The sequence below is a fragment of the Pseudomonas retamae genome (assembly GCF_043496865.1).
Classification (GTDB): Bacteria; Pseudomonadota; Gammaproteobacteria; order Pseudomonadales; family Pseudomonadaceae; genus Aquipseudomonas; species Aquipseudomonas retamae.
Genome location: NZ_JBIEIL010000020.1, coordinates 18,891 through 36,932 on the forward strand (window position 1 = coordinate 18,891; position 18,042 = coordinate 36,932).

General features: G+C 56.0%; 29 protein-coding genes. 28 read left to right on the forward strand and 1 reads right to left on the reverse strand.

Annotated features, from left to right (window positions below; translation table 11 throughout):
* The first annotated feature begins 5 nt into the window (after positions 1-5).
* The 28 genes from rplD (at position 6) to bfr (ending at position 14,976) form a co-directional block, all read left to right on the forward strand.
* On the forward strand, positions 6-608 hold the full coding sequence (gene rplD / locus ACGSLL_RS26970; RefSeq protein ID WP_003228735.1) for a 50S ribosomal protein L4: 603 nt from the start codon (positions 6-8) through the stop codon (positions 606-608).
* A complete protein-coding gene (rplW, locus tag ACGSLL_RS26975) occupies positions 605-904 on the forward strand; it encodes a 50S ribosomal protein L23 (RefSeq protein WP_002555488.1) in 300 nt (99 codons plus the stop codon). The genes rplD and rplW overlap by 4 nt, the downstream gene beginning before the upstream one ends.
* A 14-nt stretch (positions 905-918) precedes the next feature.
* Positions 919-1,743, forward strand: a complete 825-nt coding sequence (gene rplB / locus ACGSLL_RS26980) for a 50S ribosomal protein L2 (RefSeq protein ID WP_003228734.1) — start codon at positions 919-921, stop codon at positions 1,741-1,743.
* A gap of 16 nt (positions 1,744-1,759) precedes the next feature.
* Positions 1,760-2,035, forward strand: coding sequence for a 30S ribosomal protein S19 (rpsS, locus tag ACGSLL_RS26985; RefSeq protein WP_011336172.1), 276 nt, complete (start codon positions 1,760-1,762; stop codon positions 2,033-2,035).
* A gap of 11 nt (positions 2,036-2,046) precedes the next feature.
* Entirely contained in the window at positions 2,047-2,379 is a 333-nt protein-coding gene (rplV, locus tag ACGSLL_RS26990) for a 50S ribosomal protein L22 (protein WP_003103908.1), read from the forward strand.
* A 13-nt stretch (positions 2,380-2,392) separates the two neighbouring features.
* On the forward strand, positions 2,393-3,079 hold the full coding sequence (rpsC, locus tag ACGSLL_RS26995; RefSeq protein WP_003176422.1) for a 30S ribosomal protein S3: 687 nt from the start codon (positions 2,393-2,395) through the stop codon (positions 3,077-3,079).
* A 12-nt stretch (positions 3,080-3,091) separates the two neighbouring features.
* Positions 3,092-3,505 carry a 50S ribosomal protein L16 gene (rplP, locus tag ACGSLL_RS27000; protein ID WP_003228729.1) on the forward strand — a complete coding sequence of 138 codons (414 nt, stop codon included), beginning with the start codon at positions 3,092-3,094 and terminating at the stop codon, positions 3,503-3,505.
* Entirely contained in the window at positions 3,505-3,696 is a 192-nt protein-coding gene (gene rpmC, locus ACGSLL_RS27005) for a 50S ribosomal protein L29 (protein ID WP_002555481.1), read from the forward strand. Before rplP ends, rpmC begins: the two co-directional genes overlap by 1 nt.
* Positions 3,697-3,698: 2 nt before the next feature.
* On the forward strand, positions 3,699-3,965 hold the full coding sequence (gene rpsQ, locus ACGSLL_RS27010; RefSeq protein ID WP_003194644.1) for a 30S ribosomal protein S17: 267 nt from the start codon (positions 3,699-3,701) through the stop codon (positions 3,963-3,965).
* Between the two features lie 23 nt (positions 3,966-3,988).
* A complete protein-coding gene (gene rplN / locus ACGSLL_RS27015) occupies positions 3,989-4,357 on the forward strand; it encodes a 50S ribosomal protein L14 (RefSeq protein WP_002555479.1) in 369 nt (122 codons plus the stop codon).
* Between the two features lie 11 nt (positions 4,358-4,368).
* Entirely contained in the window at positions 4,369-4,683 is a 315-nt protein-coding gene (rplX, locus tag ACGSLL_RS27020; protein WP_003186046.1) for a 50S ribosomal protein L24, read from the forward strand.
* Between the two features lie 20 nt (positions 4,684-4,703).
* The gene (rplE, locus tag ACGSLL_RS27025) at positions 4,704-5,243 is read left to right on the forward strand and encodes a 50S ribosomal protein L5 (protein WP_003210069.1); all 540 of its coding nucleotides are present in this window, start codon (positions 4,704-4,706) and stop codon (positions 5,241-5,243) included.
* A gap of 13 nt (positions 5,244-5,256) precedes the next feature.
* Positions 5,257-5,562, forward strand: coding sequence for a 30S ribosomal protein S14 (gene rpsN, locus ACGSLL_RS27030; protein WP_003228726.1), 306 nt, complete (start codon positions 5,257-5,259; stop codon positions 5,560-5,562).
* 209 nt (positions 5,563-5,771) lie between these two features.
* The gene (gene rpsH / locus ACGSLL_RS27035) at positions 5,772-6,164 is read left to right on the forward strand and encodes a 30S ribosomal protein S8 (protein WP_016772944.1); all 393 of its coding nucleotides are present in this window, start codon (positions 5,772-5,774) and stop codon (positions 6,162-6,164) included.
* Between the two features lie 12 nt (positions 6,165-6,176).
* A complete protein-coding gene (rplF, locus tag ACGSLL_RS27040; RefSeq protein WP_007966176.1) occupies positions 6,177-6,710 on the forward strand; it encodes a 50S ribosomal protein L6 in 534 nt (177 codons plus the stop codon).
* Between the two features lie 10 nt (positions 6,711-6,720).
* Positions 6,721-7,071 carry a 50S ribosomal protein L18 gene (rplR, locus tag ACGSLL_RS27045; RefSeq protein WP_003186037.1) on the forward strand — a complete coding sequence of 117 codons (351 nt, stop codon included), beginning with the start codon at positions 6,721-6,723 and terminating at the stop codon, positions 7,069-7,071.
* Between the two features lie 3 nt (positions 7,072-7,074).
* A complete protein-coding gene (rpsE, locus tag ACGSLL_RS27050) occupies positions 7,075-7,575 on the forward strand; it encodes a 30S ribosomal protein S5 (RefSeq protein WP_007955637.1) in 501 nt (166 codons plus the stop codon).
* 2 nt (positions 7,576-7,577) lie between these two features.
* Positions 7,578-7,754, forward strand: coding sequence for a 50S ribosomal protein L30 (rpmD, locus tag ACGSLL_RS27055; RefSeq protein ID WP_003176408.1), 177 nt, complete (start codon positions 7,578-7,580; stop codon positions 7,752-7,754).
* 3 nt (positions 7,755-7,757) lie between these two features.
* A complete protein-coding gene (gene rplO / locus ACGSLL_RS27060) occupies positions 7,758-8,195 on the forward strand; it encodes a 50S ribosomal protein L15 (RefSeq protein WP_011336169.1) in 438 nt (145 codons plus the stop codon).
* Positions 8,196-9,524: a preprotein translocase subunit SecY gene (secY, locus tag ACGSLL_RS27065; RefSeq protein ID WP_090286770.1), complete on the forward strand. Its 1,329-nt coding sequence runs from the start codon at positions 8,196-8,198 to the stop codon at positions 9,522-9,524.
* A gap of 27 nt (positions 9,525-9,551) precedes the next feature.
* Entirely contained in the window at positions 9,552-9,668 is a 117-nt protein-coding gene (rpmJ, locus tag ACGSLL_RS27070; protein WP_002555468.1) for a 50S ribosomal protein L36, read from the forward strand.
* A gap of 130 nt (positions 9,669-9,798) precedes the next feature.
* Positions 9,799-10,155: a 30S ribosomal protein S13 gene (gene rpsM / locus ACGSLL_RS27075; RefSeq protein WP_003186020.1), complete on the forward strand. Its 357-nt coding sequence runs from the start codon at positions 9,799-9,801 to the stop codon at positions 10,153-10,155.
* A gap of 30 nt (positions 10,156-10,185) precedes the next feature.
* Positions 10,186-10,575, forward strand: coding sequence for a 30S ribosomal protein S11 (gene rpsK / locus ACGSLL_RS27080; RefSeq protein ID WP_002555466.1), 390 nt, complete (start codon positions 10,186-10,188; stop codon positions 10,573-10,575).
* Positions 10,576-10,593: 18 nt separating this feature from the next.
* The gene (rpsD, locus tag ACGSLL_RS27085) at positions 10,594-11,214 is read left to right on the forward strand and encodes a 30S ribosomal protein S4 (RefSeq protein ID WP_003176404.1); all 621 of its coding nucleotides are present in this window, start codon (positions 10,594-10,596) and stop codon (positions 11,212-11,214) included.
* 22 nt (positions 11,215-11,236) lie between these two features.
* Positions 11,237-12,238 (forward strand): DNA-directed RNA polymerase subunit alpha, encoded by a 1,002-nt coding sequence (locus ACGSLL_RS27090; protein WP_003186012.1) that lies wholly within the window; start codon positions 11,237-11,239, stop codon positions 12,236-12,238.
* Positions 12,239-12,280: 42 nt separating this feature from the next.
* The gene (gene rplQ, locus ACGSLL_RS27095) at positions 12,281-12,667 is read left to right on the forward strand and encodes a 50S ribosomal protein L17 (RefSeq protein ID WP_003176402.1); all 387 of its coding nucleotides are present in this window, start codon (positions 12,281-12,283) and stop codon (positions 12,665-12,667) included.
* A 237-nt stretch (positions 12,668-12,904) separates the two neighbouring features.
* Positions 12,905-14,359, forward strand: a complete 1,455-nt coding sequence (locus tag ACGSLL_RS27100) for a catalase (RefSeq protein ID WP_394508540.1) — start codon at positions 12,905-12,907, stop codon at positions 14,357-14,359.
* 149 nt (positions 14,360-14,508) lie between these two features.
* Positions 14,509-14,976 carry a bacterioferritin gene (gene bfr / locus ACGSLL_RS27105; protein ID WP_016772947.1) on the forward strand — a complete coding sequence of 156 codons (468 nt, stop codon included), beginning with the start codon at positions 14,509-14,511 and terminating at the stop codon, positions 14,974-14,976.
* A 65-nt stretch (positions 14,977-15,041) separates the two neighbouring features.
* On the opposite strand, the gene uvrA is transcribed toward bfr, so the two are convergent.
* On the reverse strand, positions 15,042-17,876 hold the full coding sequence (gene uvrA, locus ACGSLL_RS27110; protein WP_090286766.1) for an excinuclease ABC subunit UvrA: 2,835 nt from the start codon (positions 17,874-17,876) through the stop codon (positions 15,042-15,044).
* Positions 17,877-18,042: the final 166 nt, after the last annotated feature.

Genomic DNA, 18,042 nt, shown 5'->3' on the forward strand with positions numbered 1-18,042 from the left:
CTGACATGCAATTAAATGTAAATGACGCTCAAGCGATCGAAGTTTCCGAACTGACATTTGGCGGCGAATTCAACGAGACGCTGGTTCACCAAGCAGTCGTGGCCTACATGGCCGGCGGCCGTCAAGGTAGCAAGCAGCAGAAGACCCGTTCCGACGTTCGTGGTGGCGGCAAGCGCCCATGGCGTCAGAAAGGTACTGGCCGTGCTCGTGCCGGTACTATCCGTAGCCCAATCTGGCGTGGCGGCGGTACCACTTTCGCAGCTCGTCCACAGGATCACTCCCAGAAGCTGAACAAGAAGATGTATCGCGCAGCAATGCGTTCCATCCTTGCTGAGCTGGTGCGTACTGATCGTCTGGTCGTGGTTCAGGATTTCGCTGTTGAAACTCCGAAAACCAAAGATCTGCTGGGCAAGCTGAACAACATGAGCCTGACCGATGTTCTCATCGTGTCGGACGCTGTTGATCAGAACCTGTACCTGGCTGCTCGCAACCTGCCGCACGTAGATGTACGTGATGTGCAAGGTTCCGATCCAGTTAGTCTGATCGCATACGACAAGGTGTTGATCACCGTGTCGGCCGTGAAGAAATTCGAGGAGCTGCTGGGATGAACCAGGAACGCGTATTTAAAGTTCTGCTTGGCCCGCACGTTTCCGAGAAGGCTACGGTTCTGGCAGACAAGAAAGGCCAGTTCGTTTTCAAGGTTGCTACTGACGCAACCAAGCTGGAAATCAAGAAGGCCGTCGAAAGCCTGTTCAGCGTGAAAGTAGAGCGCGTCACTACCCTGAATGTTCTGGGTAAGAGCAAGCGCACTGCTCGCGGTCTGGGCAAGCGTAATGACTGGAAGAAGGCAGTTATCTCCCTTCAGCCAGGCCAAGATCTCGATTTCAGCAGCAGTGCTGAGTAAGGAAGGGGTGCATCATGGCAATCGTTAAATGCAAACCGACTTCCCCTGGCCGCCGTTTTGTGGTCAAGGTGGTCAACCAGGAGCTGCATAAAGGCGCTCCTCACGCACCGCTGCTCGAGAAAAAATCGAAGACTGGTGGTCGTAACAACAATGGCCGTATTACCACTCGTCACATCGGTGGTGGTCATAAGCAGCATTACCGTATGGTCGATTTTCGTCGCAACGACAAAGATGGCATCGTCGCCACTGTCGAGCGTATCGAATACGATCCAAACCGTACTGCTCACATCGCACTGCTGTGCTACGCAGACGGCGAACGCCGCTACATCATCGCCCCTAAAGGCGTGAGTGCTGGCGACCAGCTGATCGCAGGCGCTCTGGCTCCAATCAAGCCAGGCAACGCTCTGCAACTGCGCAACATTCCAGTCGGTTCTACCGTACACGGCATCGAATTGAAGCCAGGTAAAGGCGCACAGATCGCTCGTTCCGCTGGTGCTTCGGCTCAGCTGATCGCTCGTGAAGGTGTGTACGTTACCCTGCGTCTGCGTTCCGGTGAAATGCGTAAAGTCCTGGCTGAATGCCGTGCGACCCTGGGCGAAGTCTCGAACTCCGAGCACAGCCTGCGTTCGCTGGGTAAAGCTGGTGCCAAACGCTGGCGTGGCGTTCGCCCAACCGTTCGTGGTGTTGCCATGAACCCGGTTGACCACCCACATGGTGGTGGTGAAGGTCGTACCTCTGGTGGTCGTCATCCGGTATCGCCATGGGGCTTCCCGACTAAGGGCGCGAAGACTCGTGGTAATAAGCGTACCGACAAAATGATCGTCCGTCGTCGCAAGTAAATAGAGGGATACGACAGTGCCACGTTCTCTGAAAAAAGGTCCTTTTATTGATCTTCACCTACTGAAGAAGATCGAAGTGGCGGCGGAAAAGAACGATCGCAAACCAATTAAAACCTGGTCGCGTCGTTCCATGATCCTGCCACAAATGGTCGGTCTGACCATCGCAGTACACAACGGTCGTCAGCACGTCCCGGTTCTCGTTAACGAAGACATGGTCGGCCACAAACTGGGCGAGTTCGCCGGTACCCGCAACTATCGCGGGCACGTGGCTGACAAGAAAGCCAAGCGTTAAGGGGTAAGGAAATGGAAGTAGCCGCTAAGTTGTCGGGCGCTCGAATCTCCGCCCAGAAAGCCCGCTTGGTCGCCGACCAGATCCGCGGGAAGAAGGTGGGCGAAGCGCTCAACCTGTTGGCTTTCAGCAGTAAGAAAGCCGCCGAGATCATGAAAAAAGTGCTGGAGTCGGCCGTAGCCAACGCCGAGCATAACGAAGGCGCAGACGTTGATGACCTGAAGGTCAGCACCGTTTTCGTCAACGAAGGGCGTTCGCTGAAGCGCATCATGCCACGTGCCAAAGGCCGTGCTGATCGCATCGTCAAGCGGTCTTGCCATATCACTGTCAAGGTTGCTGACAAGTAACGGAGTCGAAGAGATGGGTCAGAAAGTACATCCCATTGGCATTCGCCTGGGAATCGTCAAGGAGCACACCTCCGTCTGGTACGCAGACGGTCGGACTTATGCGGACTACTTGTTCGCAGATCTGAAAGTGCGTGAGTATCTCCAAGACAAACTAAAAAGCGCGTCCGTAAGCCGTATCGATATCCATCGTCCGGCCCAAACTGCACGCATCACCATCCACACCGCTCGTCCAGGTATCGTTATCGGGAAGAAAGGTGAAGATGTTGAGAAACTGCGTCAGGACCTGACCAAGCAAATGGGTGTGCCTGTGCACATCAATATCGAAGAGATCCGCAAGCCGGAGCTCGACGGTATGCTGGTTGCGCAGAGCGTAGCTCAGCAGCTGGAGCGTCGCGTAATGTTCCGTCGCGCTATGAAGCGCGCCGTACAGAATGCCATGCGCATTGGTGCCAAAGGCATCAAAATCCAAGTGAGCGGTCGTCTCGGCGGTGCTGAAATCGCACGTACTGAATGGTATCGCGAAGGTCGTGTGCCGTTGCACACCCTGCGTGCCGACATCGACTATGCCAACTACGAAGCTCACACCACCTACGGTGTGATCGGTGTAAAGGTTTGGATCTTCAAAGGCGAAGTTATTGGTGGTCGCCAAGAAGAACTGAAACCACAAGCACCAGCGCCTCGTAAAAAAGCTGCTAAGTAAGGGGTACGCCAAATGTTGCAACCAAAGCGTACGAAGTTCCGCAAGCAGATGACCGGCCACAACCGTGGTCTGGCACTGCGCGGTAGCAAAGTCAGCTTCGGCGAGTTCGCGCTGAAGTCTGTTGCTCGTGGTCGTCTCACCGCTCGTCAGATCGAGTCAGCGCGTCGTGCTCTGACCCGTCACGTAAAACGTGGCGGCAAGATCTGGATCCGTGTATTCCCGGACAAGCCGATCTCCAAAAAACCTCTCGAGGTTCGTATGGGTAAAGGTAAGGGTAACGTGGAGTACTGGGTTGCCCAGATTCAGCCAGGCAAAGTCCTGTATGAAATCGAGGGTGTTTCTGAAGAGCTGGCGCGTGAGGCTTTCGCCCTGGCTGCTGCAAAGCTGCCGCTCGCCACCTCCTTTGTTAAACGGACGGTGATGTGATGAAAGCGAATGAACTTCGTGAAAAATCCGCACAGCAGCTGAACGAGCAACTGCTCGGCCTGCTGCGCGACCAGTTCAATCTGCGCATGCAGAAAGCAACTGGCCAGTTGGGGCAGTCTCATCTGCTCTCGCAAGTTAAGCGTGACATCGCTCGCGTGAAGACTGTGCTCAACCAGCAGGCAGGTAAGTGATCATGGCTGAAGCCGAAAAAACTGTCCGTACGCTGACTGGCCGTGTTGTCAGCGACAAGATGGACAAAACCATCACCGTTCTGATCGAGCGTCGCGTTAAGCACCCGATCTACGGTAAATACGTTAAGCGTTCGACTAAGCTGCACGCGCACGACGAAACCAATCAGTGCCACATCGGCGACAAAGTCACTATTCGTGAAACTCGTCCGATGGCCAAGACCAAGTCTTGGGCGCTGGTTGATGTTCTCGAACGCGCTGTGGAAGTCTAAGGGCTAGGGGTCGGAGAAATTATATGATTCAGACTCAATCCATGCTCGATGTGGCCGATAACAGCGGCGCTCGCCGCGTTATGTGCATCAAGGTGCTGGGTGGCTCCCATCGTCGTTACGCTGGTATCGGTGACATCATCAAAGTTACCGTGAAGGAAGCAATTCCTCGCGGTAAGGTGAAAAAAGGCCAAGTGATGACTGCTGTCGTAGTCCGCACTCGTCACGGCGTACGTCGTGCTGATGGCTCCATTATCCGCTTTGATGGCAACGCTGCTGTTCTTCTGAACAACAAGCAAGAGCCGATCGGCACCCGTATCTTTGGGCCAGTGACCCGTGAACTTCGTACTGAGAAGTTCATGAAGATCGTCTCGCTCGCCCCAGAAGTGCTGTAAGGAGATCCGACATGCAAAAGATTCGTCGTGACGACGAGATCATCGTGATCGCCGGCAAAGACAAAGGTAAGCGCGGTAAGGTGCTGAAGGTTCTTGCTGACAACCGTCTGGTTGTTGGTGGTCTGAACCTGGTCAAGCGTCATACCAAGCCTAACCCGATGTCGGGCGTACAGGGCGGTATCGTCGAGAAAGAAGCGCCACTGCACGCTTCCAACGTCGCCATCTTCAACGGCGAAACCAACAAGGCTGACCGCGTTGGTTTCAAAGTAGAAGACGGTAAGAAAATTCGTGTCTTCAAGTCGACCCAAAAAGCGGTTGATGCTTGAACACTGCTAGGTAGAAGACCATGGCACGACTAAAAGAGATTTACCGGAAGGAAATCGCTCCGAAACTTAAGGAAGAACTTAAGCTTTCGAACGTGATGGAAGTTCCGCGCGTTACCAAAATCACCCTGAACATGGGTCTGGGCGAAGCGATCGGCGACAAAAAAGTCATCGAACACGCTGTTGCTGACCTGGAAAAGATCACCGGCCAGAAAGTCGTTGTGACCTACGCTCGTAAATCCATCGCAGGCTTCAAAGTCCGCGAAGGATGGCCGATCGGCGTCAAAGTGACCCTGCGCCGTGAGCGTATGTACGAGTTCCTGGATCGTCTGCTGTCGATCTCCCTGCCTCGGGTTCGCGACTTCCGCGGCCTGAATGCCAAGTCCTTCGATGGTCGTGGTAACTACAGCATGGGCGTGAAAGAGCAGATCATTTTCCCGGAAATCGACTACGACAAGATCGATGCTCTCCGCGGTCTGGACATTACCCTGACCACCACTGCCAAGAACGATGATGAAGGTCGCGCGCTGCTGCGTGCTTTCAAATTCCCGTTCCGCAACTGATTGGAGTAGGAAAATGGCCAAGAAGAGCATGAAAAACCGTGAGCTGAAGCGTCAGCTCACCGTTGCCAAGTACGCCACCAAGCGTGCAGCGCTGAAAGCTATCATCGTCGATCTGAACGCAAGTCCAGAAGCGCGTTGGGAAGCTACCGTAGCTCTGCAGAAGCAACCACGTGACGCAAGCGCTTCGCGCATGCGTAACCGTTGCCGCCTGACTGGTCGTCCGCACGGCGTTTACCGCAAGTTCGGCCTTGGCCGTAACAAGCTGCGTGAAGCTGCAATGCGTGGTGACGTTCCAGGTCTGGTTAAAGCCAGCTGGTAATAGTCGTCAAAGCCTCGATGGTCCGGTTTGTGAAAACCTGACCATCGGTGCCTTGAATATGAATCAAGCCCCTTTTGGGGCTTGATTCATTTCTGGGGTGTGTCTAGAATGACCGGCTCGCCTGAGCCCGTGTTTTTTCATGCCCGGAAGTTCTCGGCGACAAGTAGTAGCCGCAAGGCTAATTTTTCTGTATTAGGAGCGTCTAGCCCATGAGTATGCAGGACCCGTTAGCGGACATGCTAACTCGAATCCGTAATGCCCAGATGGCTGAAAAGTCTGTCGTAAGCATGCCGTCTTCCACGTTGAAGGCTGCTGTAGCAAAAGTCCTGAAGGACGAAGGTTACATCGCGGATTTTCAGATCACCACCGACGCCAAGCCGTCGTTGTCCATCTCGCTGAAGTACTTCGAAGGCCGTCCGGTTATCGAAGAAGTGAAGCGCGTTAGTCGTCCAGGCCTGCGTCAGTACAAGTCCGTTGAAGATCTGCCGAAAGTTCGTGGCGGTCTTGGCGTGTCTATCGTCTCCACCAACAAAGGTGTGATGACGGATCGTGCTGCGCGCGCTGCCGGTGTCGGCGGCGAAGTTCTTTGCACTGTGTTCTAAGGGGGGATAAGCATGTCTCGCGTCGCTAAGAACCCCGTTAAGCTGCCAGCCGGTGTCGAAGTCAAATTCGCAGGCCAACAGCTTTCGGTGAAGGGTGCCAAGGGTACTCTTGAACTGAACATCCATTCGTCCGTTGAGATCGTTGAAGAAGCTGGTGAGCTGCGTTTCGCTGCTCGCAATGGCGATCAACAAACTCGCGCAATGGCCGGTACCACGCGTGCGTTGGTAAACAACATGGTCCAGGGCGTAAGCCAAGGCTTCGAGCGCAAGCTCCAGCTGGTCGGTGTTGGTTACAAGGCGCAAGCAAAAGGTCAGGTTCTGAACCTGGCTCTTGGCTTCTCGCACCCAGTGGATTACGAACTGCCGCAAGGCATCACCGCTGAGACTCCTAGCCAGACCGATATCCTGATCAAGGGCATCGACAAGCAGCTGGTAGGTCAAGTGGCCGCTGAGATCCGCGACTTCCGTCCACCAGAGCCGTACAAAGGCAAAGGTGTGCGCTACGCGGACGAAGTCGTCCGTCGTAAAGAAGCCAAGAAGAAGTAGGGCATAGCAAATGACCGACAAAAAAGTTACTCGACTGCGTCGCGCTCGCAAAGCACGCCTGAAAATGCACGAACTCGAAGTCGTGCGTCTCTGCGTGTTCCGCTCGTCGCAGCACATCTACGCCCAGGTCATCTCGGCCGACGGCAACAAAGTCCTGGCAAGTGCCTCGACTTTGGATAAAGAACTGCGTGATGGTGCCACTGGCAACATCGACGCGGCCACAAAGGTTGGCCAGCTGGTCGCTACGCGTGCTAAGGCCGCTGGCGTATCGCAAGTGGCTTTCGACCGCTCTGGCTTCAAGTACCACGGCCGCGTTAAAGCGCTGGCTGATGCTGCTCGTGAAGCTGGGCTGGAGTTCTAAGTTATGTCAAATAACGACCAAAAGCGCGACGAAGGCTACATCGAGAAGCTGGTTCAAGTTAACCGCGTAGCCAAAACCGTTAAAGGCGGCCGTATCTTCACTTTCACCGCGTTGACCGTGGTTGGTGATGGTAAAGGGCGTGTTGGCTTCGGCCGTGGCAAGTCACGTGAAGTGCCTGCTGCGATCCAGAAGGCAATGGAAGCTGCTCGCCGCAACATGATTCAAGTTGACCTGAATGGCACCACTCTGCAGTACGCAATGAAGTCCGCTCACGGCGCTTCGAAGGTGTACATGCAGCCTGCTTCTGAAGGTACCGGTATCATCGCTGGCGGCGCTATGCGTGCTGTCCTCGAAGTTGCTGGCGTTCAGAACGTTCTGGCCAAGTGCTACGGCTCGACCAACCCGGTAAACGTGGTTCACGCCACTTTCAAGGGTCTGAAGGCTATGCAGTCTCCTGAGTCCATCGCTGCGAAGCGTGGCCTGCGTGTTGAGGAGATCAAGTAATCATGGCTACCGTTAAAGTTACGCTGATCAAAAGCATGACCGGCCGCATCCCTAACCACAAACTGTGCGTTAAGGGTCTGGGTCTGCGTCGCATCGGTCACACTGTAGAAGTCCAGGATACTCCCGAGAATCGCGGGATGATCAACAAGGCTTACTACATGCTGCGTGTCGAGGGTTAATCGATGAAACTCAATGATCTGAGTCCAGCGCCGGGTTCCCGTCGCGAAAAGCATCGTCCGGGCCGTGGTATCGGTAGTGGTTTGGGCAAGACTGGTGGCCGTGGTCACAAAGGTCAGACCTCCCGCTCCGGTGGCACCATCGCTCCAGGCTTTGAAGGCGGTCAACAGCCGCTGCATCGTCGCCTGCCTAAGTTCGGTTTCGTTTCCCTGAAAGCCATGGATCGCGCAGAAGTGCGTCTGTCCGAGCTGGCCAAAGTGGAAGGCGACATCGTTACTGTGCAGTCCCTGAAAGATGCCAACGTGATCAACGTCAACGTACAGCGTGTGAAAATCATGCTGTCCGGTGAAGTGGCTCGCGCTGTCACTATCGGCAAGGGAATCGGCGCCACCAAAGGTGCGCGTGCGGCTATCGAAGCAGCTGGCGGCAAGTTCGAGGAATAAATGGCTAAGCAAGGTGCTCTCTCTGCGCTCGGCAAAGGCGGTATGTCTGAACTCTGGGCTCGTCTGCGTTTTCTGTTCCTGGCGATTATCGTCTACCGAATAGGCGCACACATCCCGGTTCCAGGTATCAACCCGGACCGACTCGCAGACCTGTTTCGACAGAATGAGGGGACCATTCTTAGCTTGTTCAACATGTTCTCCGGCGGTGCGCTGGAACGGATGAGCATCTTTGCACTGGGGATCATGCCGTATATTTCGGCATCGATTATCATGCAGTTGATGACCGCCGTCAGCCCACAGCTGGAGCAGTTGAAGAAGGAAGGTGAAGCTGGCCGTCGCAAGATCAGCCAGTACACCCGCTACCTCACCGTCGCTCTCGCTCTCGTTCAGGCCATTGGCATGTCCATTGGTCTGGCGGGGCAGGGCGTGGCGTTCACTGGTGACTTAGGCTTCCATTTCGTCGCGGTAACCACATTTGTGGCTGGTGCGATGTTCATGATGTGGCTGGGTGAGCAGATTACTGAGCGTGGTGTTGGCAACGGTATCTCGATGTTGATTTTTTCGGGTATCGTCGCCGGTCTTCCGAGAGCAATCGGGCAGTCTTTCGAGTCTGCGCGTCAGGGTGATATCAACATCTTCGCCCTGGTTGCCATCGGTTTGCTGGCAGTAGCGATTATCGGTTTTGTGGTGTTCATTGAGCGTGGTCAGCGTCGTATTGCTGTTCACTACGCCAAGCGTCAGCAGGGCCGCAAGGTTTTTGCTGCGCAGACCAGCCACTTGCCGCTGAAAGTGAACATGGCCGGTGTTATTCCGGCTATTTTCGCGAGCAGCATTTTGCTGTTCCCGGCTTCGCTGGGTGCCTGGTTTGGTCAGTCTGAAGGTATGGGCTGGTTGCAGGACATCTCGCAGTCGATCGCTCCTGGTCAGCCGTTGAATATTCTGCTGTTTAGTGCAGGGATTATTTTCTTCTGCTTCTTCTATACGGCGTTGATGTTCAATCCGAAAGACGTAGCGGAAAACCTGAAGAAGTCCGGTGCCTTTATTCCGGGCATTCGTCCAGGTGAGCAGTCTGCGCGCTACATTGATGGCGTTCTGACTCGTTTGACCCTGTTCGGTGCTCTTTACATGACGGCCGTGTGTCTGTTGCCCCAGTTTCTGGTGGTTGCGGCAAACGTACCGTTCTACCTTGGCGGGACCTCGTTGCTGATCGTGGTCGTGGTTGTGATGGACTTCATGTCCCAAGTACAATCGCACCTCGTTTCGCACCAGTACGAATCCCTGATGAAGAAAGCCAACCTGAAGGGTTACGGCAGCGGCATGTTGCGCTGAGTACCCATAAGGTTCGAGGAGTTGGTGATGAAAGTTCGTGCATCGGTGAAAAAGCTGTGCCGTAACTGCAAGATTATTCGCCGCGAAGGTGTTGTTCGAGTAATTTGCAGCGCGGAACCGCGTCACAAACAGCGCCAAGGCTGAGTGTGATTGTGCTTCAAGCCCGGTAGCTAGTGCGCTACCGGGTTGATTATTTGTTATTACAGCGATATTATCTCGCGCCCTATTTCTTGGCTTCCGGGGCGTAGGTAGCTGTCAATTGGAGTCCCACTGAATGGCCCGTATTGCAGGCGTTAACATTCCAGATAACAAGCATACTGTTATCTCGCTGACCTACATCTATGGTGTTGGTCGCACTACTGCGCAGAAGATCTGTGCAGTGACTGGGGTAAACCCAGCAGCAAAGATCAAAGATCTGAGCGACGAGCAAATTGAACAGCTGCGTGGCGAAGTGGCGAAGTTCACCACTGAAGGTGACCTGCGTCGCGAAATCAACATGAAAATCAAGCGCTTGATGGACCTCGGTTGCTATCGCGGTCTGCGTCATCGTCGTGGTCTGCCAGTACGCGGTCAGCGTACCAAGACCAACGCGCGTACCCGTAAAGGTCCGCGTAAGCCGATCCGCAAGTAATCGCCCCAGCGAATCGACAGGAATTTAATCATGGCAAAACCTGCTGCTCGTCCTCGTAAAAAAGTTAAAAAGACAGTGGTTGATGGCATCGCCCACATCCATGCATCTTTTAACAACACCATCGTGACCATTACCGACCGTCAAGGTAACGCTCTTTCCTGGGCTACCTCCGGTGGTTCGGGTTTCCGCGGTTCCCGCAAGTCCACCCCGTTCGCTGCTCAAGTAGCTGCTGAACGTGCTGGTCAAGCTGCGCTGGAATACGGCCTGAAAAACCTCGACGTCAACGTCAAGGGTCCAGGTCCAGGTCGTGAATCCGCAGTCCGCGCTTTGAACGGCTGTGGCTACAAGATCGCCAGCATCACCGACGTGACGCCAATCCCGCACAACGGGTGCCGTCCGCCGAAGAAGCGCCGCGTGTAATCCAGGAGATTGTAAAGAATGGCTCGTTACATTGGTCCAAAATGCAAACTCGCTCGTCGCGAAGGCACCGATCTCTTCCTGAAGAGCGGCGTGCGCGCGATCGAATCGAAGTGCAACATTGAAGCAGCACCTGGTATCCACGGCCAGCGCCGCGGTCGCCAGTCCGACTACGGCACCCAACTGCGTGAAAAGCAGAAGGTCCGTCGTATCTACGGCGTTCTCGAGCGTCAGTTCAGCGGCTACTACAAAGAAGCTGCTGGCAAGAAAGGTGCAACCGGTGAAAACCTGCTGCAACTGCTCGAATGCCGTCTGGACAACGTCGTATACCGTATGGGCTTTGGTTCGACTCGTGCCGAATCCCGTCAGCTCGTATCGCACAAGTCGATCAGCGTTAACGGTCAGACCGTAAACGTTCCGTCGTATCAGGTTCGTGCTGGTGACGTGGTTGCAGTTCGCGAGAAAGCAAAAAACCAGCTTCGCATTGTCCAAGCTCTCGATCTGTGTGCCCAACGTGGCCGCGTAGAATGGGTAGAAGTAGACACTGAGAAGAAGTCGGGCGTTTTCAAGAACGTTCCTGCTCGCAGTGATCTGTCCGCCGACATCAACGAAAGCCTGATTGTCGAGCTCTACTCCAAGTAAGGGCTAGAAAATAGGTGCATCCATGCAGATTTCGGTAAATGAGTTCCTGACACCCCGCCACATTGATGTGCAGGTTGTCAGTCCAACCCGCGCCAAGATCACTCTCGAGCCTCTCGAGCGTGGTTTTGGCCACACCCTGGGCAACGCGCTGCGCCGCATCCTGTTGTCCTCAATGCCCGGCTGCGCAGTAGTCGAGGCCGAGATTGACGGTGTGCTCCACGAGTACAGCGCCATCGAAGGTGTACAGGAAGACGTAATTGAAATCCTGTTGAACCTTAAAGGTCTGGCCATCAAGCTGCACGGTCGTGACGAAGTTACGCTGACCTTGTCGAAGAAGGGTTCGGGGGTGGTTACCGCTGCCGATATTCAGCTGGATCATGATGTCGAGATCGTTAATCCCGATCACGTAATCGCTAACCTGGCGTCTAACGGCGCCCTGAACATGAAGCTCACCGTAGCTCGTGGTCGTGGTTATGAACCAGCCGACTCGCGTCAGAGCGATGAAGACGAAAGCCGCAGCATCGGTCGCTTGCAGCTCGATTCTTCGTTCAGCCCGGTTCGCCGTATCGCTTACGTGGTGGAAAACGCCCGTGTCGAACAGCGTACCAACCTGGACAAGCTGGTTATTGATCTGGAAACCAACGGTACTCTGGATCCTGAAGAGGCTATTCGCCGCGCTGCAACCATTCTGCAACAGCAGTTGGCTGCGTTCGTCGACCTCAAGGGTGACAGTGAGCCAGTGGTTGTCGAGCAGGAAGACGAGATCGATCCGATCCTGCTTCGCCCGGTTGACGATCTGGAACTGACTGTACGTTCGGCTAACTGCCTTAAGGCGGAAAACATCTACTACATCGGCGACCTGATTCAGCGTACCGAAGTAGAGCTGTTGAAGACTCCGAACCTTGGCAAGAAATCCTTGACTGAAATCAAGGACGTTCTGGCCTCCCGCGGTCTGTCCCTCGGCATGCGCCTCGACAACTGGCCGCCTGCAAGTCTTAAGAAGGACGACAAGGCGACTGCCTGATCGTCGTAATCACCGAACGTAGTGTTTGGTAAGGAATGAACCATGCGTCATCGTAAAAGTGGTCGTCACCTGAGCCGCACCAGCTCGCACCGCAAGGCCATGTTCCAAAACATGGCGGTGTCGCTGTTCGAGCACGAGCTGATCAAAACTACTCTGCCAAAAGCCAAAGAACTGCGCCGCGTTGCCGAGCCGCTGATCACTCTGGCCAAGACAGACAGCCTGGCTAACCGCCGTCTGGCTTTCGACCGTACTCGTTCGAAAGCTATCGTTGGTAAGCTCTTCAACGACCTGGGCAAGCGTTACGCTACCCGTGAGGGTGGCTACCTGCGCATCCTCAAGTGCGGTTTCCGCGCTGGCGACAACGCGCCTATGGCGTACGTCGAGTTGGTTGATCGTGCTACTGCCGGCGAAGCTGTATCCGCCGAGTAAGACGTCAGTCTGAAACAAAGAACCGGGCCTAGTGCCCGGTTTTTTGTGCCCGCTAGAAATGCGCGGTTCGTACAAGTTTCTGACACAGTCGTAATGCCAGTATGTGCGGTGGAACATAATTAGTAATTATCTATCGACTTCTACAAGTTAATAAATTTGTGGCTGTCGCAGCGATGATCAATACTCCCCACCAAGCCATTAGCCGGCAGTTCAAGACTGACAGAGGAAGAAGACCGCATGAGCCAGACCAAGACGCTTACAACCGCCAGTGGCGCACCTGTCGCCGACAACCAGAATTCTCGCTCCGCCGGCCCGCGCGGTCCGTTGCTGCTCGACGATTTTCATCTGATCGAGAAGCTTGCCCACTTCAACCGTGAAAACATTCCTGAGCGCCGCGTACACGCAAAAGGCTCGGGTGCCTACGGCACCTTCACCGTCACTCGTGATATCACCAACTACACCAGCGCCAAACTGTTCGAAGCGGTCGGCAAGCAAACCCCGACGTTCCTGCGCTTCTCCACTGTGGGTGGCGAACGCGGTTCAGCCGACACCGAGCGTGATCCGCGCGGTTTCGCACTGAAGTTCTACACCGAAGAAGGTAACTGGGACATCGTCGGCAACAACACGCCGGTGTTTTTCATTCGCGACCCACTGAAATTCCCTGACTTTATCCACACGCAAAAACGCCTGCCGCAGAGCAATCTGAAAAGCGCGCAGATGATGTGGGATTTCTGGTCGCATTCGCCTGAGGCACTGCACCAGGTAACAATTCTGTTCTCCGATCGCGGCATTCCTGACGGCTACCGCCACATGCACGGCTTCGGTAGCCACACTTATAGCCTGATCAACGCCAAGGGCGAGCGTCACTGGGTGAAGTGGCATTACAAGACCCAGCAGGGCATCAAGAACCTTGCGCCAGCCGATGCTGCACGCTTGGCCGGCACCGATCCGGACTACGCCCAGCGCGACCTGTTTGAAGCGATCGAGCGCGGTGATTTCCCTAAATGGCGCGTGTGCATCCAGATCATGACCGAAGCCCAAGCGGCCGCGCATTACGAGAACCCGTTCGACGTAACAAAAACCTGGTCGCAGAAGGAATTCCCACTGATCGAAGTCGGTGAGCTGGAGTTGAACCGCAACCCGCTCAACTATTTTGCCGAAGTCGAGCAGGCCGCGTTCGGTCCGAGCAACATGGTGCCCGGTGTTGGCCTGTCGCCAGATCGCATGCTGCAAGGTCGTGTGTTCGCTTACGCCGACGCCCACCGCTACCGCGTCGGCACCAATCACCAGCAACTGCCGGTGAACGCCCCACGCAGTCCGGTTAATACCTATCAGCGTGACGGCTCGATGGCTTTCGGCAGCAACGGTGGTGCGGCGCCTAACTATGAGCCGAACAGCTACATCGAATCACCTAAGCAAGCCCCGCACTATGCCGAGCCTGCACTGGCCTTGAGCGGCGCGGCAGATCGCTACGATCATCGCGAAGATACCGATTACTACAGCCACGCCGGTGCACTGTACCGCTTGATGAGTGAAGAGCAGAAAGCGCTGCTGGTCAGCAACATCGCCGGTGCAATGGCCGGGGTTTCGAGTGATGTCGTAGACCGCCAGTTGCAGCATTTCTACAAAGCCGATCCGGCGTATGGAGAAGCAATCGCAAAGCTGCTGAACGTACAGCTTAACGAAGTCTAAACGAGAAGCAGAACCGCCCTCATTTGGGCGGTTTTTGCGTTATTTAAGCTGCTTTTCTCGGATATTCTTCGCTTTTCTTGCGCTCAGCGGGTGACCTTATGGTCAGGTTGGTTCAAACTACAGACTTTCAAGCAGGGAGATGTAGGGCGATGCAAGGCCACCCAGACGTAATCGATTACCTCAACACGTTGCTGACCGGCGAACTGGCCGCGCGTGACCAATATTTTGTTCATTCGCGGATGTATGAGGACTGGGGGTTCACCAAGCTCTACGAGCGAATCAACCACGAGATGGAAGAAGAAGCAGGCCACGCCGACGCGTTGATGCGGCGGATTCTGATGCTCGAAGGTACGCCGCGCATGCGTCCGGATGATCTGGATGTGGGCACGACGGTGCCGACCATGCTTGAAGCCGACCTGCGCCTTGAGTACAAAGTTCGCGCTGCCCTGTGCAAAGGCATCGAGCTGTGCGAGCAACACAAGGATTACGTCAGCCGTGAAATCCTGCGGGTTCAGCTCAACGACACCGAAGAAGATCACACCTACTGGCTGGAAAAGCAGTTGGGGCTGATCAAGCTCATCGGTCTCGAGAACTACCTGCAATCCCACGCGTCCTGATCGCAACCGATATAAAAAAGCCCCTGTCACTTCAACGGTGACAGGGGCTTTTTCATGTCTGGCGTTTACGCCCGATCACGGATCAGTAGAGGCTTGAGGTAATGGCCAGTATGAGATTGCTTCATCTCGGCCACTTCCTCCGGCGTACCGGTGGCAATGATCTGCCCGCCCTTGGAGCCGCCTTCCGGTCCGAGGTCGACCAGCCAGTCGGCAGTCTTGATGACATCGAGGTTGTGTTCGATCACCACCACGGTGTTGCCGTGATCGCGCAGGCGATGCAGTACGTCGAGCAATTGCTGGATATCCGCGAAGTGCAAACCGGTGGTCGGCTCATCAAGGATATACAGGGTTTTGCCGGTATCACGCTTGGACAGCTCGCGAGACAACTTGACCCGCTGCGCTTCACCGCCCGATAGCGTGGTCGCCGACTGCCCGAGCTTGATGTACGACAGGCCGACATCCATCAGCGTTTGCAGCTTGCGCGCCAACGCCGGCACCGCGTCGAAGAATTCGCGGGCTTCCTCGATGGTCATCTCGAGGGTCTCGTGAATGCTCTTGCCCTTGTATTTGATCTCAAGGGTTTCGCGGTTATAGCGCTTGCTCTTGCACACGTCGCACGGCACATAGATGTCAGGCAGGAAGTGCATCTCCACCTTGATCAGGCCATCGCCCTGGCAGGCCTCGCAACGACCGCCCTTGACGTTGAACGAGAACCGCCCCGGCCCGTAACCGCGCGAACGCGACTCCGGCACGCCGGCGAACAGTTCGCGTATCGGCGTGAACAGCCCGGTATACGTCGCCGGGTTGGAGCGCGGTGTGCGGCCGATCGGGCTCTGGTCGATGTCGACAACCTTGTCCAGATGCTCCAGGCCTTTGATGCTGTCATGTGCGGCCGCTTCCAGCGTGGTCGCACCGTTGAGCGCGGTGGCACTCAGCGGAAACAGCGTGTTGTTGATCAGCGTCGACTTGCCCGAGCCGGACACGCCGGTTACGCACGTCAGCAGGCCGATCGGAATGTCCAGATCGACGTTGCGCAGGTTGTTGCCGCGCGCGCCTCTGAGCGACAGGTTGAGCTTCTTGTTGCGCGGCGTGCGCTTGGCCGGCACTTCGATCTTCACCCGGCCCGACAGGTATTTACCGGTCAGGGAATCCGGGTGCGCCATGACTTCGTCCGGCGTGCCTTCGGCAACGATCTGACCACCATGTACGCCGGCGCCCGGGCCGATATCCACGACATAGTCGGCCAGACGAATCGCGTCCTCGTCGTGCTCGACCACAATCACCGTGTTGCCGATATCACGCAGATGCTTGAGCGTGCCGAGCAATCGGTCGTTATCGCGCTGATGCAGGCCAATGGACGGTTCATCAAGGATGTACAAGACGCCCACAAGACCCGCACCGATCTGGCTGGCCAGACGAATGCGCTGCGCCTCGCCACCGGACAGAGTGTCGGCGCTGCGATCCAGCGACAGGTAATCGAGCCCCACGTTAACCAGAAACTGCAGACGCTCGCGAATCTCCTTGAGGATCTTGTCGGCGATCTCACCGCGGCGGCCGGTCATCTTCAGATCGGCGAAGTACTCGCAGGCATCGCCGATCGGCAGGTTGGTCACGGCCGGCAGGGTTTTTTCGCCGACCCATACATGCCGCGCTTCGCGACGCAGGCGCGTGCCGCGGCAATCCGGGCAGGCCTGGTGGCTGAGGAACTTGGCCAGCTCTTCGCGTACGCTTGCCGACTCGGTCTCGCGGTAGCGGCGCTCGAGGTTCGGCACGATGCCTTCGAACGGGTGCGAACGCTTGACGATATCGCCGCGGTCGTTGAGGTATTTGAAGTCAACATTCTGCGAACCGCTGCCGTGCAGGATGTTTTTCTGCTGCTCGGCGGTCAGTTCGTTGAAGGGCTTGTCGAGGCTGAATTTGTAGTGCGAAGCCAGCGAGCCGAGCATCTGGAAGTAATAGACGTTACGCCGGTCCCAGCCGCGGATGGCACCCTCGGCCAGGGTCAGCTCACCGTTGACCAGGCGCTTGATATCGAAGAACTGCTTTACCCCCAGGCCATCACACGTCGGGCAGGCGCCGGCCGGGTTGTTGAAGGAAAACAGCTTGGGTTCCAGCTCGCTGATCGCGTGGCCGCAGATCGGGCAGGCGAAGCGCGCGGAGAAGATCATTTCTTCGCCGGGCTCGTCATCCATCGGTGCCACCAGGGCAATGCCGTCGGCCAGCTTCAACGCGGTTTCGAACGACTCGGCCAGGCGCTGCTGCAGGTCGGCGCGGACCTTGAAGCGGTCGACGATCACATCGATCGAGTGCTTCTTCTGTTTATCCAGTTTCGGCAGTTCGTCGAGCTCGCAGATGCGCCCATTGACCCGAGCGCGGACAAAGCCCTGCGCGCGCAGTTCTTCGAAGACCGACAGGTGTTCGCCTTTGCGCTCACGGATCACCGGCGCCAGCAGCATCAGCTTGCTGCCTTCCGGCTGGGCCAGTACCAGGTCGACCATCTGGCTGACGGTCTGCGCCTCCAGTGGAATGTCGTGATCCGGGCAACGCGGCGTACCCACGCGAGCGTAAAGCAAGCGCAGGTAGTCATAGATTTCGGTGATGGTGCCGACCGTGGAACGCGGGTTGTGCGAGGTCGACTTCTGTTCGATGGAGATCGCCGGCGACAGGCCTTCGATGGTGTCGACGTCGGGTTTTTCCATCATCGACAGGAACTGGCGGGCGTAGGCCGACAGCGATTCGACATAGCGGCGCTGACCTTCGGCATACAGCGTGTCGAATGCCAGGGACGACTTGCCGGATCCGGACAGGCCGGTGATGACAATCAGTTTGTCCCGTGGCAGGGTCAGGTCGATGTTCTTCAGGTTGTGGGTACGGGCCCCACGTATCAGGATCTTGTCCAAAGTGGCCTCGCTCGGCGGGCGTCGAAAACGTAGGAGTATACGGGCAAATACTGGATGGATGCACACTATCAAACGAAGGGCGTTTCACCGTTCATGAAGAGAGTTTCATCTATACGCGTCATAGCGTCGCGATATACCCCGTCTTCCGATGGGACTGGTAGAATCG